Raw genomic sequence first — 17,405 nt, forward strand, 5'->3', positions numbered from 1 at the left:
CGATGATTAAAAACGGCGATCGGCTATATATGTTATAATAGTGAAAGGCCGTTCAGAAGGAGGAACCATCATGACCGTCCGATATCCGAACGGAAAACCGTACGTCGGGCGCCCGTCCGGCGATGAATTACAGACGATCAACTACGCGAACCGCGGCATGTCGCTTGAAGACGATTTGAACGCGACGAATCTCTATTATCGGGAGCAAGACATCGCCGTCATTTATAAGAAACCGACGCCCGTGCAGATCGTCCGCGTCGATTATCCAAAGCGAAGCGCGGCCAAAATCACCGAAGCCTATTTTAAAAAGCCGTCGACGACCGATTACAACGGCATTTATAAAGGCCGATACATCGATTTTGAAGCGAAAGAAACGATGAACCGCACCGCACTTCCTTTGCAAAACTTTCACGAACATCAAATCCGTCACATGCAACAAGTGAAGGCGCACGGCGGTATCGTTTTTATTATTGTCAAGTTCACCCGCGATGATGATGTGTATTTGCTCGACGCCGACGTCCTTTTCCAATATTGGAAAGAGCAAGCGCGGGGCGGAAGGAAGTCGCTCCCGAAGTCGGTCTTTGAAGAAAAAGGCGACAAAATTCCGTTCGGTTGGGCGCCGCGGCTTGATTATCTTGCCATCGTTGATCGTAAATATATAAAAAATTAAGCTGGACAAAAATCCTTCGTCCCCTTCGAACTGTCTGTTTTGACGAGATTTGCCATCCGAAAGGTTGGAGGAAACCATGTCTGAATATAAATCGCGAATGGAACGACGACAAAAGTCGCTCCAAAACTCCGGAAAGAAAAAGAAAGGGCTATTTAAAAAGATCTTTTTATCCGCACTCTTGGTCTTTCTTTTCATGATGCTTGCCGGAACAATCGCCGTTGCGGTCATCATTTCCAATGCGCCGGCATTAGATCCTTCCAAATTGAAAAACGTTTCGGCGACCCGCATTTATGGAAAAGATGACAGCGGCAAACCGGTGCTCTTGGCAACGATCGGGTCGAAAAACCGCGTGTACGCGCCGATCGATAAAATTCCAAAAGTCGTCCAAGACGCTTTCATCTCGACGGAAGATACGCGTTTTTATCAACATTTCGGCATCGATCCCGTCCGCATCGGCGGCGCGGTGGTGGCGAACATCACGCACGGTTTCGGCGCGGAAGGCGCGAGCACGCTGGATCAACAGCTGATCAAGCTCAGCTATCTCACGCCGAAGAAGACGTTGACGCGGAAAATCCAAGAGGCCTATCTCGCCGTCAAACTGGATCGCGAATACAGCAAAAAGCAGATCCTCGAAATGTACTTGAACAAAATTTATTTCGAGGAACAGGCGTACGGCGTCGCGGCGGCGGCGAAAACGTACTTCGGACTGGACGTCGATCATTTGGACCAAATCACGCTTCCGCAGGCGGCGATGCTCGCGGCCATTCCGAAGTCACCGGCCTACTATGACCCGCTCAAGCATCCGGACAACGCCAAAAAGCGGCGCGATCTCGTCCTTGACTTGATGGTGAAAAACCATAAGATCACGAAAGAAGAAGCGGAAAAAGCGAAACAGGTCTCGATCAAGGAGATGCTGAAAAACCATAAGGAAACGCAAGAAAACGAAAACGAGCACAATTCGACGGCCGTCATCACGATGCTGCAAAAGCTTTACGTCGATACCGGAAAGATCGACAGCACCCAATGGTCCCAAGGCGGCTTAAGAATTTACACGACGATTAACAAAAAAGCCCAGGACACCGTTGAGGAAATTTTAAACAATGACGCCAACTTCAACGGGGTCAAAGCCAACTTCCAAGCGGGCATCTCCATCATCGACACGAAAACCGGCGCGATTCTCGCCGTCGGCGGCGGCCGCCACTATAAATACGGAACGAACTACGCGATCACCGGCGATGCCCGGACCGGTTACGGCAACCAAGTGGGATCGACCGCGAAGCCGATCATCGACTACGGCCCGGCGATCGAATATTTGAAATGGCCGACCAACCATACGCTCGTCGACGAACCGCATGCCTATTCCGACGGCCGGACCGTCACGAACTGGGACAACCGTTACTACGGGAAAATGACGATGAAAGAGGCGCTCGCGCTGTCGCGCAACATTCCCGCCATTGAGACCTTGCAAACGGTCGATAAACAAGCGGGGGTGGACAGCGTCGTCGACTTCGCCAACAAGCTCGGCATACCGATTAAGCGATCCGCCTTCAACGAAACTTACGCGATCGGGTCGTTCGTTTCGAACCCGTTGCAAATGGCCGGGGCATACGCGGCGTTCGGCAATGACGGCAATTATAACGAGCCGTACGCGATCGAATACATCATGTACCCTGACGGGCGCAAAGTGTCGTTCGACCACGATGAACATCCGGCCATGCACGATTACACCGCTTATATGATTACGGATATGCTGAAAGCGGTCATCGATCACGGGACCTACGCCGGTCCGAGCCTCAGCGGTTACGTCGTCGCCGGCAAATCGGGATCGACGAACCCCGATGAATACGCGCAACAACGATACCATTTAACGCCTTATGAAATGGCCCACGGCATTCTCGATTCGTGGTTCGTCGGCTATACGCCGGACATCACGGCGGCGGTGTGGACCGGCTATGACGCCAATTTAAACGTCAAGAACAAGGGCTACATCATGGTCAGCCCCTATGAACAACACATTTCCCACCAGCTGTTCGGGCAAATCATCCGAAGATTGGCGTCGCCAAGCACGCCCGACTGGCAACAGCCGAATTCCGTCGTCCGCAAAGGCTCGGCTTTGTATGTGCGCGGAACGCAGCCGGCGGAAGAGCCTCAAGAAAAACAACAAGCGAAAATCGATGCACCGAGCGGTCTGTCGGCGAAATACAATCCGGCCGATCAATCCGTTACCTTGTCCTGGAATTATTCGGGCAGCAACGTCAGCTTTGAAGTCGCGCAAAGCTTTAACGGCAGCTTCCGGCCGATTACGACGACCCACGACCATCAAGTCGTCGTCCGACAGCTCACGCCGGGAGAAACGTACGTCTTTTCGGTCACGGCCGTGGAAGACGGCACCGACAACCGTAGTGATCCGGTGAAGGTGACCATCAAAATTCCGGGCGCCGATTCTTCGAGCAACGCCAACCAAGGAAACGGCAACAACGGCAGCGTGAATAACGGCAATGGAACCGATCAAAACAACGGCAGCGGCGGCACCGGAACCGATAACAACGGGAACGGTCAAAGCGGAAACGGCGCCGGCAACGGCAATGAAAACAACGGCAATGGAAATAACAACTCCAATGGGCAAAACAGCAATGGCGGTGCGACCAATAACCCTGGAGATCAAAACGGTAGCGGCCAGACGGGTTCCGGACAACAAAACGGAAATGGCGGCAACAAAGGCAGGAACAATGTCAGAGAGCAAGACAACGGCCAATCGCCGGGCGTGCAAACCTCAAAACCGCAAAAAAACTCGGATTAACGAAAAAAGGCTTTCCCGCAAACGGGAAAGCCTTTTTTCATCCTGTTCACACGAGCCCTTTTGCCTTTTTACGCTTTGATTTCGGCGCAAATCAAGCCAAAGTACGTCGGCGCTTCATAAGAAAGCCACTCGACCTTCCGTTCAGCAGGCGGAACGGCGCCCGCGAGGACGAGAGCCTGACTAATACCGTCGGGCTTCGCGTTTTCAATCTCTTCTTCCGAAATCTCTTTAAGCGCTTCGAGCCGCCCCTCTTTGATTCTGCCGACCACTTTTTCATCCACGGTTTTTGCGGCCGGATGATAACCGTAAGGACCGGAAGCCGCGTGCGTGTGCGACCAGTCGCAGCTCGCGATCAAGCCGGCGCGCACACCGCTGTGGTCCACCGCCGTCCGCAACGCTCGTCCGAACGCCATGAGCGCGTTCGCTTGGACAAGCCGCGAAGGCGTGATGATGACGATGGGCACGTCGGGCATAAAGGCAAGCGGCACGATCGCGCCCCAATCCAAAGGCAGCCGAGACAGCGGCCCGTCAGAGGTTCCGAAATTCAGTAAACCGCACGGAATGCCGGCGCGTCCGGCTTCTTCGGCGATCGCGCGGGCGAGGGCGCGTTCGACTTCACGGACCATCGTATACGTCCGCCCGTTTTCTTCAACGGAACCCGCAACGGTTTCGCTATTCACGATCGCGATTTGCCCGTCGATCCTCGTGCCGTGGGGCGTCACGACAATGAGCGCGTCGGGCGTTTTGGCGCGCAGGCGTTCGCCCAGAAGCGCCATGCTCCTCCGCGTTTTCGCCATCCGAGCCTCGTTCTTTCCGGCGAGTTCGGGAATGATTTCGCCGCCGTGCGGCGCAATGCAGGCGTAAATCAACTCTCCCAAGGCCACACCCTCCCGATCGAAACGTTTGACGCTATCTCCTTTATAATAATCCAGGCATTCGACCGGCACCATAAAAAAATGAAACCGTGCAAAAGGCTTTCTCCTTTGAGCGGGGAAAGCCTTTCAGAGCGCTTTTCGATGCGGGTTAGCGTCAGCGCACGGCGAAGCGGTCGGTGATGAGCGGCCATACTTGAGGAAACCGGAACGCCAAATTCCAGAAGCTCATCCCGCGCAGGCCGGAATTGCGGACGAGCGCAAACATCGCCTCCATCGTCTGCAAATCGTTGAAATAGACGATGTGTTGTTTTCCGTTTTCATCGGTATATCGGAAATACGCCGCTTTTTCCCGATCGTCGAATTCGATGCGGGCATGGTAGCGCCACGCCAGATCCACCGCTTGCCTGTAAGTCAAAGCGCGGGCGAATTCCCCGCCCGGTTCGTACGGCAGCATCCAGTCGTATCCGTAAAGCGGAATGCTCATAAGAATTTTGCGGGCGGGTATGACAGAGCGCGCATAGTCGACGACGCGGCGCACTTGGGTGATCGGGCTGACGGGCATAGGCGGCCCGCCGCTCCACCCCCATTCGTACGTCATCAAGATGACGAAATCCATCACTTGCCCGTGGTATTGATAATCGTGGGCTTCGTACCACTCGCCGACTTGTGCGCCGCTCGTTTTCGGAGCGAGCGCCGAAGAAACGAGAAAATTTTCTTGATGCAAGCGTTCGCTCACTTTTCTTACGAACCGGTTGTAAGCCCTTCTCGCCGTCCGGCCGAGAAATTCAAAATCGATATTCAACCCGCGGTAGCCCTTTTCTCTCATCACCCGCAACACGTTATCGATCAGGCGGTTTTGTACGTCATTGCTGCCTAAGATGGCATTGGCCACGTCACGGCTAAACGCGCCGCCGTCAATGTTCGTGATCGCCATAAACGGCGATACCCTTGTGCCCCTCACCGCCTGAAGGAGGGCCGCTTCGCTCGCATCGGGCGCCGTCAAATTGCCGTGCCGATCGACGTGGTAGCTGAAAACCGTGAGATAAGTCAAGGCGCTGGCGGCTTCCTGAAACCGTTCGTTCACGCCTTCATGCGGTTCCAAATAGCCATTGACGATGGCGGGATAGCGTTCCCTGCGGGGAAGCTGCAAAACGGTTCCCGGCCGCAGCGTTTCGGGGGAAACGCCCGGATTCGCGCGGATGAGGGCTTCCGGCTCAATGCCGAATTTGCGGGCGACGGACCAAATGGAATCTCCCGTCTGAACGGTATAACGGTTTACCGTCGGGATGAGCAGCGTCTCCCCGACGACGAGTTGATTCGGACGCGACAAATGATTTAATTCGATGATCTGCCGGGGGGCGACACCATACCTGCGCGCGATTTCGTCGACCGACTCGCCCGGGGACACCACATGAATTTGCATGAAATCCACCATCCGATCTGACCTGCTGTTCAATGATTTTTCCTTGCGTTCATTGCCAGTCCGTCTATACAAACGAACATCGCATATGGGCGTTCACGCTGTATCTTATGCCCAAGTGTGTTGTCCGCGTTCCGCAAACGACGGCTCGAAAGGGGGACCTAACCATTCGCCCGGCGCATTCGATTTCAGGCGCCGGGGACTACCCGAAAATAAAAAAAGCCCCTTCAAGGGCTTCTTTGAAAAAATCAACCGGCTTTCAAGCGTTTTTTGCCTTCACGACAGATATCGAACAACGGGCAGGCGGCGCAGTTCGGGTTTTTCGCGGTGCAATGATAGCGGCCGAAAAAGATCAGCCGGTGGTGCGTGATCGTCCACTCGTCCTTTGGAACGAGGCGCTCCAGCGTTTTCTCGACTTCCAATACCGTATCCTTTTGACGGCATATGCCGAGGCGCTTCGTCACGCGTTCAACGTGGGTGTCCACGGCGATCGCCGGAACATCGAATGCGTTTGAAATGACGACGTTCGCTGTCTTGCGGCCGACGCCGGCAAGCTTGACGAGCTCTTCCCGCCGGCTCGGCACTTCTCCGCCGTGTTCCTCAATCAACGCCCGGCACAACTTTTGAATATTTCTCGCCTTGTTTCGATACAGGCCGATGCGTTTGATGTCGTTTTCCAGCTCTTCAAGCGGCACGTTCACGTAATCCTCCGGCGTCCGGTACTTTTTGAACAAATCGGCGGTGACCTCGTTGACCTTTTTGTCGGTGCATTGCGCGCTCAAAACGACAGCGATCAGCAATTCAAACGGGTTCTCGTGGTTGAGCTCGCACTTGGCGTTTGGAAACATTTCCGCCAAAACGTCAAGGATGTAACGCATCGTCTTTTTTGTAACGCTCATCGCCCATCTCCTTCATCGAATAATAAAAAAACCGTCCTCAGTTCTCAAGCCAGTTGTACATCGGAAATTTCAGCGGTTTTTTCTCGTTGTTCTCCGGCTTGGGAACGGCTTTGCCGTAACGGTTGCGAACTTTTTCGCCATGCGCTTTCGCTTGTTCCAAAGTGCGCACGCCGTTTTTCTTCCAGTCGAAGAGGATCCGATCGATATATCGGAAGTTCAATTTGCCCGACAAAACCGACTCGCGCAGCGCCGCTTTGATGATTTCCGGCGAATGGCCGTCTTCCTCGAGCCACATGCCGAGCGTTTCGCACTCGATCGGCGAAAGCGGGCGCCCGAATTCTTTTTCAAAAATCGTATAAAGCGCCTCTTCCTGTTCGAGGGCATCTTCGGTTTTGGTCGACAGCTCGTAATGCCGGATCAATTTTTCCCATAACCCGTTCAAGGAATAGCTTTCGGAATACAAATCGCGGTCGGTTTCCTGCACGATTTCCAAATATCCCCTTTGCACGAGCCGGCGCAGATGTTCGGCGCATTGCGCGGGGGTACACGTCATCCTTTCCGACAATTGATCCGGCGTCGGGAACGGCTGACCTTCTTTTTGGAAAGCGTGGAGGTGAATGAGCAGCATGCATTCCTCTTCATTCAACCCGATGTCGCGGTAATGTTCCAAGAGAAGCCTCGGAATCGACACCGTGCCGTTGATCACCAAATCCATCCATTTTTGCTTCTCCATCGTTCGACACCTCTGTCGCTATTATACCAGACGTCGCGGCGACCTGCTTGAAATTATCCTCCGATTCAAGCGAATGCCGACGCCCGAGGCGGCCGTTCGAAAACAGGCGACACCGGCCAAAAAAGAGAGCCGCCAACACGCAACCCCGATGGCTTGTACTCATAATGAAACCCCCGTCTACGACGGGGGCTGTGCATTACGGATATAGACGGTTTAACAGGCGCGGGAACGGAATCGTTTCACGGACGTGGTCGAGGCCGCAAATCCACGCCACCGTCCGCTCCAGGCCGAGGCCAAACCCGGAATGGGGGACGCTGCCGTACTGTCTCAATTCCAAATACCATTGATATTCGGGACCGGTGAGACGATGTTCTTCGTAACGGCGTTTCAGCAAATCGTAATCATCGATGCGCTGGCTGCCGCCGATGATTTCGCCATACCCTTCCGGCGCGATGAGGTCGTCGCACAAAACGACTTCTTCGCGTTCGGGATCCGGCTTCATGTAAAAGGCTTTAATCTTGGCCGGATAATGCGTGATGAACACCGGCTTGTCGAAACTTTCAGCGATGGCCGTCTCATGCGGCGCGCCGAAGTCGTCGCCCCATTCGATGTCGTCAAAACCTTTTTCTTTCAAAAGCTTGATCGCTTCATCATAAGTGATGCGCGGGAACGGCGCCTTGACGTTTTCCAATTTCGTCACGTCGCGCCCCAAGGTCTCGAGCTCGGTCCGGCAATGGGCCAAGACCGATTCGACGAGATGGGAGACGTATTGTTCTTGGATTTCCAGGTTTTCTTCATGTTCAACGAACGCCATTTCCGGCTCGATCATCCAAAACTCGATCAAATGGCGGCGCGTCTTCGATTTTTCCGCGCGGAACGTCGGGCCGAACGAAAACACTTTGCCAAACGCCATCGCCGCGGCTTCCATGTAAAGCTGGCCGCTTTGCGAGAGATACGCGTCGCGGTCAAAATATTTGATGTGGAACAGCTCCGTCGTTCCTTCGGCAGAGCTTCCGGTCAAAATCGGCGGATCGATTTTGATAAAGCCTTTTTCATGGAAGAAATTGAAGGTCGCCCGGATGATTTCGTTGCGCACCCGCAAGATGGCATGCTGGCGCCGCGAACGGAGCCACAGATGGCGATGATCCATGAGAAAATCGACGCCGTGTTCTTTAGGTGTGATCGGATAGTCGCGGGCGATTTGGATGATTTCGATATCTTTGACCGTCAATTCGTAACCGGAAGGCGCCCGCCGGTCTTCGCGGACGACGCCGGTCACGTATAATGAGCTCTCTTGCGTCAGCGATTCAGCGGCTTCCCACACGCTTTCCGGCACTTCGTTTTTGACCAATACGCCTTGAATGAACCCGCTGCCGTCGCGGAGCTGCAAAAATTGGATTTTTCCGCTGGAACGCTTGTTGGCCAACCACGCGCCGATGGTCACTTCTTCGCCGACATGCCGATAAACTTGGGATATTGTCGTCTTCATGGCCCATTCCTCCGATCGTTCTGCTTATTTCATATGGCGTTCGACGAACGCGTGAATGCGGTCGAGCGCTTCGTTTATATTCTCCATTGAGGTGGCGTAGGAAAGCCGCACATAGTCCGGCGCGCCGAAGCCGTCGCCGGGAACGAGGGCCACCCGTTCCTCTTCCAATAAAGCGGCCGCCCAATCCGTGACCGAAACAAATCCGGCCGATTGTACCGCTTGTTTGACGTTCGGAAACAAATAAAAAGCGCCTTGCGGCTTTTGGCACCGCACACCCGGTATGGCAATGAGGCGTTCATAGGCGGCGTTCAAACGCGTCTCAAAGGCTTGGCGCATCTTTTCGACGGCGTCTTGCGGCCCCCGATAAGCTTCCAGCGCCGCATATTGGGAAACGGACGCGGGATTCGACGTGCTGTGGCTTGCGACGTTCGTCATTGCCCGGATCAACGCGGCATCGCCGGCGGCATAGCCGATGCGCCACCCGGTCATCGCGTGGGATTTAGATACGCCGTTGATGATGACCGTCTGCACTTTTAATTCCGGGGCGGCTTGGGCGATCGACACCGCTTTTTCCCCATTATAAACGAGTTTTTCATAAATTTCGTCGGAGATGACGATCAGCCGATGCTTCAAACAGACTTCGGCGATTGCGCGCAGCTCTTCTTCCGAATATATCATGCCCGTCGGATTGCTCGGCGAATTGAGAATGAGCGCCCGCGTCTTTGCGGTCACCGCCCGCTCCAATTGATCGGGGGTGATTTTAAAACCGTTTTCCTCAGCGCCTTCAATGAAAACCGGAATCCCTCCGGCCAGTTTGACCTGTTCGGGATAACTCACCCAATAGGGCGTCGGGATGATGACTTCATCTCCGGGATTGATCAGGCTCTGGAAGGCCAGATAAAGCGCGTGTTTCGCCCCGGACGTCACGATGATGTTCTCCGGCGAAAAATCGAGCTGCTGATCTTTTTTAAATTTAAGGACAATGGCTTCTTTTAATTCCTTTATCCCGCCGGACGGCGTATATTTCGTGCCGCCGTTTTTTACGGCTTTCATGGCGGCTTCAATGATGTGATCGGGGGTATTGAAATCGGGTTCGCCGGCACCCAAACCGATGACATCGAGGCCTTGGGCGCGTAAAGCGTTGGCTTTGGCCGTGATGGCAAGCGTGCTCGACGGAGCGATGGCGTCAACGCGATGGGCTAACTGCATGCATTCGTCACTCCTCATGGTGCGTCATTCGCGCCGGTTATTGCAAGGCAATCGGATCGATCAAGCTTTTGCCCGTATAGAAGTCATAGTAGCTGAAGACATAGCGGTTTTTTTCATCGTAATAAACGATCTCCCAGGCTGGACGATCGTCGACCGCACCGAGCTTGGCCGAAACGATATGCTTGAAGCGAACATGTTGGCTGAACGCGTTTAAGATCTCGCGTTTGTCGTAGCCGCTTGAAACCGGCGCCGAAAACATCTTCCCTTTTCCGTCGGGAACCCAAATATAAACCCGTTTGCCGTCGTCAAGGACGGCGTCAACGACGTGATAGGCGCGTTCGCCGTGAAAATAATCGACCCCGTTGATCTTCTTGATCTCATAACGCGATTCCGCCGCCTGCCGCGCTTTTGCGGCGCCGGCATATTTATAAGAAACCGCGTCGCGATAAATATCAACGGTTTGCCATATCAAAATGGCGATGACACCCAATCCAACAATCAGCCATTTTTTCAATGGGATCACTCGCTTATGTACGGTAAATGGTAAAAACCATCTTTTGGCGATCCGAAGGGTCGAGCGCCAAACCGAACATCAGATCTCTGCTTTTCAATGTCCGGTTCAGGATGTCGACGATCTTGTAAAGATCATCGGATCGTTCGACCGTCACCGACGCCAATGTTTCGATTTTATCGCCCATGACCGTCCCTCCGCGGTTGTGAAAATGTAACTGACATAGATCGCAGGCCGTCGGTCACACTATTATTAATCCCGTTTTTCAGGGAAATAACGCCTAACCGACACCTTGCCAAAACGAAACCGCCCGCGGTTTCGTTTTCGCTTCCTTGTGCGCACACACTCCTTATCGTATCATTTTTCCGCTGTTTTGCAACTTCATGTCATATCGCGTATCACGATCTATGGATAAACATCCCCCAACCGCCCTGGGGAAGGCGGGCGATTGGGGGATGTCGGATATCTAAAGAACCGTTCCGGCCGGTTCGTTGCCGATCAGTTCCTTGATTCGGTTGTTTTCGTCCATGATCGCGATCTTGGGGCGGTGGTCGGCGATTTCCTCATCGCTGACGTACCCGTAGGCGATGATGATCACGATATCGCCCTTTTGGACGAGGCGGGCGGCCGCGCCGTTTAAGCAGATTTCTCCGGAACCGCGCTCGCCCGGGATCACGTACGTTTCGAAGCGCTCCCCGTTGTTGTTGTTGACGATCTGCACTTTTTCATTGGGCGCGATGTCCACCGCGTCCAAGATATCTTGATCGATCGTGACGCTGCCGACATAGTTCAAATTGGCGTCGGTTACGCGGGCGCGATGGATTTTGCTTCTCATAACGATGCGATACATGAAGTCGGTCCTCCTCCCGTTCAATGCACATCGACGATTTTGTTGTCGATGAGGCGGGCGTTTTTAAACCGGACGGCGACGGCGATGATCGTGCGTCCGTCGATGGTTTCCTTCGCTTCCAACCCGGGATACGTCAACACGTCGACGTAATCGATTTCCCCGAGGCGAAGATGCCGTTCAAGATGGCCGCGAACCGCTTCGCGCACGACGGCGCTCGCCCGTTCGCCGCTTTCGATGAGGCGGACGCCGGCGTCGAGCGCTTGATTCAGATGGACCGCCTCTTTCCTCTCGTCGGGATTCAAGCGAACGTTGCGCGAGCTCATCGCCAGGCCGTCTTCCTCCCGTACGGTCTCGCACGGAACGAGCTGAACCGGGATATGAAGCGTGCGGATGAGCCCTTCGACGACGGCCACTTGTTGGGCGTCCTTCAATCCGAAAAAGGCGTAGTCCGGCTGCACGATATTAAAGAGTTTGATGAGTACCGTCGCAACGCCGTCAAAGTGGCCGGGGCGGCTCTTTCCGCACAATACGTCGACGCGCCGGGTGACTTCGATGCGAAGGATCTCGTCTCCGGGATAAATTTCCGAAACCGGCGGATGAAAGAGGACATCGACGCCGGCTTCTTCCGCAAGCCGACGATCGCGCTCAAAATCGCGCGGATACGATTCGTAGTCCTCGTTGGGGCCGAATTGCGTCGGATTGACGAAAATGCTCATCACGACGACATCCGCCGTTTCCTTCGCCTTATTGACGAGCGAAAGATGGCCGGCGTGAAGATATCCCATCGTCGGGACAAAGCCGATCGATTTTCCGCGCCTTCTTTCTTCTTTTAATGCGCCCCTGAGCTCTTCAACGGTCGTGACAACTTTCATTCTCCTTGGCCTCCGTACAATTGTTTCAGCGTTTCTTCTTTCATATTAAAACTGTGTTCCGGGCCCGGAAAGACCCCGGCTTTGACGTCGTGAATATAACCTTGAACGCCTTCTTCGATCGTTTCCGCCAGCCGGGCGTAGGATTTGACGAATTTTGGGACATGCCCGAGGCCGTACCCGACCGCGTCGTGAAAAACGAGCACCTGTCCATCAGCCTCTTTGCCGGCGCCGATGCCGATGACCGGTATCGAGAGCAGTTTGGAAATGCGGGCGGCGAGCTGCTGCGGCACGCATTCCAAAACCAACATGAAGGCGCCGGCCTTTTCGACCGCACGGGCGTCCTCGATCAGCCGGCGGGCGGCTTCCAAGCCTTTTCCTTGCACTTTATAGCCGCCGAGGATGCCGACCGATTGGGGCGTGAGGCCGAGATGAGCGACGACCGGTGCACCGGCTTCCGTCAAGCGTTCAATCATGGAAACCACGGTGCCCGCGCCTTCCAATTTGACGGCGTTCGCCCCGCCTTCCTGCATTAAACGGCGGGCGCCGTCCAGCGTTTCGGAAACCGTCCCGTGGTACGTCATAAACGGCATGTCGGCGACGACGAAGGTCTCTTTTGCGCCGCGCCGCACCGCTTTCGTGTGATGAATCATGTCGTCGAGCGTGACGGGAACGGTTGAATCGTAACCGAGCACGACCATGCCGAGCGAATCGCCGACGAGAATGAGGTCGATGCCGGCCCGTTCCAGCAATTGCGCCGTCGGAAAATCATAGGCGGTCATCATCGCGATTTTTTCTCCGGCTTCCTTCATCTTTTTAAAATCAACCGTCGTTTTCACACTGTCATTCCTCCTCATGATTCGGTTGAGGAGCGGACACCTAAAACCGTCAAAAACATCAGACCGGCGAATTTCGATTTCGGTTGAAGCGATGATGTCATGAAAGCGCACCCATAACAAAAAATCCTTCTTCGCTTGTCCGCAAAGAAGGATTGTGAAAACGTTTGGTGTCCAATCCTCTGTCCCGGTCCTTCCCACGGATCAAGGCAGACAACGAAAACATGGCGACAAGCATAGCGGTACGATTCCTTTCGGATATCGTCCATGATGAAAGTATACCCCTTGCCGCGCCGTCCTGTCAAAGCGGGCAACCCGCCGGCGCCGGCAAAAATAGCGGGGATTTCGTTTCGCGACACGGCGCATCAACGGCGGCAAAGCGCGGCTTTTTGCCGCACTTTCCCGTGATTCCCCTGCGGTGCGGAACCAATGATTCCCTCCTTCAGAGGTCGATATCGGCGGAGTAGATCGGATGGACGCGGCCGTCATCCCCCTCCACCAAAAGAACACCATCGTCCGTGATGCCCTTTGCGACGCCGGTGACGACATCGCCATGGGCGGTGCGGGCGCGGATGCGCTTGCCGAGGCTCGTCGAATAGCTTTCCCACATCAGCTTGATGGCGCGAAAACCTTCGGTGAGATACAGATGATATAAAGACTCCAGCTCGAACAAGATCGCTTGGATGAGCTCGGCGCGGGCATATGCCTTCCCGGTAATTATTTTCAGGGATGTCGCGGTTTCTTTTAATTCTTCCGGAAACGCGTCGGACGGCGTGTTGACGTTCATGCCGATGCCGATGATGACCGCGCGCACCCGGTTTTCTTCCGCTTGCATCTCGGTCAAAATGCCGACCAATTTTTTTCCTTCATAAAGCACATCGTTCGGCCATTTGATCGCGCAGCGGAGGCCGGTTGCGGCATGAATCGCCCGGACCACGGCCACCGCCGCCATCAAGGTCAGCGGCGGGGTCCGGTGGAACGGCAGCGCGGGGCGCAAAATCAAACTCATCCAAATCCCTGAGCCTTTCGGCGAATGCCAAATTCGCCCCAGCCGTCCCCTTCCGCCCGTCTGTTCATCGCTGACGACCAAGGTGCCTTCCTCGGCGCCGTCTTCGGCGAGAAAATGCGCGATTTTTTGCGTTGAAACAACCGATTCTTTATAAATGATCGTACGGCCGAACACTTGGCATTTGAGCCCGGCCTTGATTTCCGCTTCGGAAAGGCGATCCGGCCTTTGCACCAGACGGTAACCGCGCCGCGGGACGGATTCGATGATATAGCCTTCCTTTTGCAATTCTTGAATATGTTTCCAAACCGCCGTCCGGGAGCAGCCGAGCCGGTCGCAAATCGCCTGTCCCGAAACGAACGCATTCATGTTTTTCAACAACATCGTCAAGATTTGATCTTTGGTGCGAGCCACGTGTTCACCCACTTTCGGATCGCCTTCGGCTCATTTTCGACGTCGCCGCGCACGACCGCGCGTTCAATCGCTTCCATCGCCTCCCGCATCCACGGGCCGCCTTCCTTGGCGAGCCAGCGCTGCAAATCATGGCCGTCGACGGCCAAGTCCTTGCGGTTTCCGATCGGCAAGCGGTCGGCGATCGCGCGGACGGCCGCTTCATCGACCGTTTCGATGAGGCCGAACGCTTTTTTGAGGCGCTCGACCGCCAGCACCGCGTCGACGCCGTAGCGATAGACGGTTTCTCGGTCCGGTTCCCGTATGCGCCGAGCCACAAAAGCGCGCGCCAGCGAAAGAACCGCCTTGAGCGCTTTGTTCGAAAAACGGTAAGTGCGCAGCGCCGCTTCCAAAGCTTGATCGCGGACATCGAGGGCGAGCCAAAACGCGCTCCAACGTTCGACATCGGTTTCAAGCACCGTGTAGTCGGCGCTGTCCGCCTTCTCGAAAGCGAGATCCGGTCGTTCCTTTATATAAGGCAATACTTCATGCAGGCGGGTGGCACGAATCATTTTCAGCCCGCGCGCCACCCATTTGGCGCTCAAAAATTTGGTCATTTCATCGCGGATGCGTTCAACCGCCACATAGCCGATGAGCCGGCGCTCTTCCTGCAACGCTTCCACCAACTCGGGATCGGGTTCCAAGTCAAGCTGGCCGATGAAACGCACGGCTCTGAGCATTCGGAGCGGATCTTCGCGAAAACGCTCGCGCGCCCGCCCGACCGTGCGCAACCGGCGGCGCCGGATATCCTCCCGGCCGCCGAACGGATCGACGTATTCGCCGTTCAAGCCCATGGCGATGGCATTGATCGTAAAATCGCGGCGCGCCAAATCTTTTTCGATGGAATCCTCAAAGACCACTCGGTCCGGATGGCGGCGATCGCGGTATCCGTATTCGGAGCGAAAGGTGGTGACTTCGTAATCGATATGGCGATGGCGGACGAGCACCGTGCCGTGGCGAATCCCGATCGGAAAGGTGCGCGGAAACAGCGCCATTACTTCCTCGGGCTTCGCCGACGTCGCGATGTCGACGTCGTGGACCGGAATGCCGAGGAGGCTGTCGCGCACCGCCCCGCCGACGATATACGCTTCATGCCCGTTATCGTGGAGAATTTGCAATACTTCTTTTGCCTGTTCCAAGACGTCTTGCATGGCCTTCGCTCCTCTTTGCCGCGAAAGGTTGCGGGAAGCCGCCATCCTCATAAAAAGGGACGGCGGGCCGGCCTCTTTCGTCAATCATCCCGTCCCAATACATCCTTATAAAGGTTTTCGTATTGGCTGACGATGACGGTTGAATGGAATTTTGTCCGCGCGATTTCCAGCGCACGCTCGCCCATCCGGTGGCGGACATCCGGATTTTCAAGAATGCGCCGCGCCTTTTCGACGATGTCGTCGATGTCGCCGACCGGGACAAGATAACCGGATTCCCCGTCGGCGACGACTTCGGGAATGCCGCCGACGCGCGTCGCGACCGCGGGCACGCCGCAAGCGGCGGCCTCAAGGAGGATCAATCCGAAGCTTTCTTTGGACGAAAGCAACATGACGAGATCGCTCATGGCCACGACCTCGGCGACGTTTTCCTGTTTTCCGAGAAAGAGCACTTTATCGCGCAAGCCCGCTTCGTCGACGAGCCGCGTGACGACCGGCAGTTCCGGTCCTTCGCCGACAAGCAACAGCCGGACGGGCAGCTGATCGGCCAGGCGGCGGAACGCTTTGATCACATCCGGGACGCGTTTGACGGCGCGAAAATTGGAGATGTGCGAGATGACCTTCTCTTCCGGAGCGATGCCGTACAGGCGCTTTAAGGCAGCGGCGTCACGCGGATAATAAACCGTTTCATCGACGAAGTTGTAAATCGGCACGATCGGCTTGTCCGTTTCCAGCAAATCGTGCGTTTGCCGGATCAAATCGCGCGAGACAGCGGTCACCGCATCGGAATTTTCAATGCCGAACCGGATCATGTGGCTGAGCGACGGATCGTATCCGAGCACGGTGATGTCGGTGCCGTGCAGCGTCGTCACGATCTTCAAATCGCGCCCGACCAACTGTTTCGCCAAAAACGCGCAAACGGCGTGCGGGACCGCATAATGGACGTGCAACAGATCCAGACGATGGCGTCGGGCCACTTCGGCCATCTTGCTCGCCAGCGTCAAATCGTAAGGCGGGTAACGAAACACCGCATATTGATTGACTTCGACTTCATGAAAAAAGATGTTTCTCGAAAAGCGATCGAGGCGGAACGGAACGCTGGAAGCGATAAAATGAACTTCATGGCCGCGGTCGGCGAGCTTTTTGCCAAGTTCGGTGGCGACGACGCCGGAACCGCCGACCGTCGGATAACATGTGATGCCAATTTTTAAGATAACCGTCACTCCCTTTCGTCCCGATGACCGCGAACAAACTCCCGCCACTTCAACTCATCGCGCTCTAAAGCGTGGATGATGAGTTCGGCCGTGGCCATATTCGTCGCGAGCGGAATTTTATAGACATCGCACAACCGGATCAAAGCGTTAATATCGGGTTCATGCGGCTGGGGCGTCAACGGGTCGCGGAAAAAGATGACGACGTCCATGTCGTTATCGGCGATCATCGCACCGATTTGCTGATCGCCGCCGAGCGGGCCGGACTGGCACCTCGTGACTTTCAGCCCGGTCGCTTCCATGATGCGCCGGCCGGTGGTACCGGTCGCATATAAATCATGTTTTTCAAACACCGGTTGATAGGCGGTGACAAAGCGAACGATTTCATCTTTCATCCGATCGTGGGCAATGAGGGCGATTTTCATCGTC

General features: G+C 55.2%; 17 protein-coding genes. 2 read left to right on the forward strand and 15 right to left on the reverse strand.

Features of this window, described 5'->3' with window-relative positions; genetic code table 11:
• Window positions 1-70 precede the first annotated feature (70 nt).
• On the forward strand, window positions 71-670 hold the full coding sequence (recU, locus tag CCB157_RS13060; protein ID WP_077616320.1) for a Holliday junction resolvase RecU: 600 nt from the start codon (window positions 71-73) through the stop codon (window positions 668-670).
• Window positions 671-746: 76 nt separating this feature from the next.
• Entirely contained in the window at window positions 747-3,470 is a 2,724-nt protein-coding gene (locus CCB157_RS13065; protein WP_077616321.1) for a penicillin-binding protein 1A, read from the forward strand.
• 68 nt (window positions 3,471-3,538) lie between these two features.
• Here the strand turns inward: CCB157_RS13065 and CCB157_RS13070 are convergent, their stop codons facing one another.
• The 15 genes from CCB157_RS13070 to mgsA form a co-directional block, all read right to left on the reverse strand.
• Window positions 3,539-4,348: a DODA-type extradiol aromatic ring-opening family dioxygenase gene (locus CCB157_RS13070; protein WP_238594711.1), complete on the reverse strand. Its 810-nt coding sequence runs from the start codon at window positions 4,346-4,348 to the stop codon at window positions 3,539-3,541.
• 151 nt (window positions 4,349-4,499) lie between these two features.
• Complete coding sequence (locus CCB157_RS13075; RefSeq protein ID WP_077616323.1) at window positions 4,500-5,780, reverse strand: glycoside hydrolase family 18 protein; 1,281 nt, start codon at window positions 5,778-5,780, stop codon at window positions 4,500-4,502.
• Between the two features lie 233 nt (window positions 5,781-6,013).
• Window positions 6,014-6,664, reverse strand: a complete 651-nt coding sequence (gene nth, locus CCB157_RS13080) for an endonuclease III (protein WP_077616324.1) — start codon at window positions 6,662-6,664, stop codon at window positions 6,014-6,016.
• 37 nt (window positions 6,665-6,701) lie between these two features.
• Entirely contained in the window at window positions 6,702-7,397 is a 696-nt protein-coding gene (locus CCB157_RS13085) for a DnaD domain-containing protein (protein WP_077616325.1), read from the reverse strand.
• 196 nt (window positions 7,398-7,593) lie between these two features.
• A complete protein-coding gene (asnS, locus tag CCB157_RS13090) occupies window positions 7,594-8,886 on the reverse strand; it encodes an asparagine--tRNA ligase (RefSeq protein ID WP_077616326.1) in 1,293 nt (430 codons plus the stop codon).
• A 24-nt stretch (window positions 8,887-8,910) separates the two neighbouring features.
• Window positions 8,911-10,095 (reverse strand): pyridoxal phosphate-dependent aminotransferase, encoded by a 1,185-nt coding sequence (locus CCB157_RS13095; protein WP_077616327.1) that lies wholly within the window; start codon window positions 10,093-10,095, stop codon window positions 8,911-8,913.
• 37 nt (window positions 10,096-10,132) lie between these two features.
• Window positions 10,133-10,609: a cell wall elongation regulator TseB-like domain-containing protein gene (locus CCB157_RS13100; protein WP_077616328.1), complete on the reverse strand. Its 477-nt coding sequence runs from the start codon at window positions 10,607-10,609 to the stop codon at window positions 10,133-10,135.
• A gap of 13 nt (window positions 10,610-10,622) precedes the next feature.
• Complete coding sequence (locus CCB157_RS13105; RefSeq protein ID WP_077616329.1) at window positions 10,623-10,793, reverse strand: YpmA family protein; 171 nt, start codon at window positions 10,791-10,793, stop codon at window positions 10,623-10,625.
• A gap of 279 nt (window positions 10,794-11,072) precedes the next feature.
• Window positions 11,073-11,456 carry an aspartate 1-decarboxylase gene (gene panD / locus CCB157_RS13110; protein ID WP_077616330.1) on the reverse strand — a complete coding sequence of 128 codons (384 nt, stop codon included), beginning with the start codon at window positions 11,454-11,456 and terminating at the stop codon, window positions 11,073-11,075.
• A gap of 20 nt (window positions 11,457-11,476) precedes the next feature.
• Window positions 11,477-12,328, reverse strand: coding sequence for a pantoate--beta-alanine ligase (gene panC / locus CCB157_RS13115; protein ID WP_077616331.1), 852 nt, complete (start codon window positions 12,326-12,328; stop codon window positions 11,477-11,479).
• Window positions 12,325-13,164 carry a 3-methyl-2-oxobutanoate hydroxymethyltransferase gene (panB, locus tag CCB157_RS13120; protein ID WP_077616332.1) on the reverse strand — a complete coding sequence of 280 codons (840 nt, stop codon included), beginning with the start codon at window positions 13,162-13,164 and terminating at the stop codon, window positions 12,325-12,327. Before panB ends, panC begins: the two co-directional genes overlap by 4 nt.
• Window positions 13,165-13,603: 439 nt before the next feature.
• On the reverse strand, window positions 13,604-14,551 hold the full coding sequence (locus CCB157_RS13125; protein WP_077616351.1) for a biotin--[acetyl-CoA-carboxylase] ligase: 948 nt from the start codon (window positions 14,549-14,551) through the stop codon (window positions 13,604-13,606).
• Window positions 14,552-14,553: 2 nt separating this feature from the next.
• Window positions 14,554-15,768 (reverse strand): CCA tRNA nucleotidyltransferase, encoded by a 1,215-nt coding sequence (locus CCB157_RS13130; protein ID WP_158077316.1) that lies wholly within the window; start codon window positions 15,766-15,768, stop codon window positions 14,554-14,556.
• An 80-nt stretch (window positions 15,769-15,848) separates the two neighbouring features.
• A complete protein-coding gene (bshA, locus tag CCB157_RS13135) occupies window positions 15,849-16,988 on the reverse strand; it encodes an N-acetyl-alpha-D-glucosaminyl L-malate synthase BshA (RefSeq protein WP_077616334.1) in 1,140 nt (379 codons plus the stop codon).
• Window positions 16,985-17,401 carry a methylglyoxal synthase gene (mgsA, locus tag CCB157_RS13140; protein ID WP_077616335.1) on the reverse strand — a complete coding sequence of 139 codons (417 nt, stop codon included), beginning with the start codon at window positions 17,399-17,401 and terminating at the stop codon, window positions 16,985-16,987. The genes bshA and mgsA overlap by 4 nt, the downstream gene beginning before the upstream one ends.
• Window positions 17,402-17,405 lie beyond the last annotated feature (4 nt).

Source organism: Caenibacillus caldisaponilyticus (assembly GCF_002003465.1).
GTDB classification, from domain to species: Bacteria; Bacillota; Bacilli; order Bacillales; family Sporolactobacillaceae; genus Caenibacillus; species Caenibacillus caldisaponilyticus.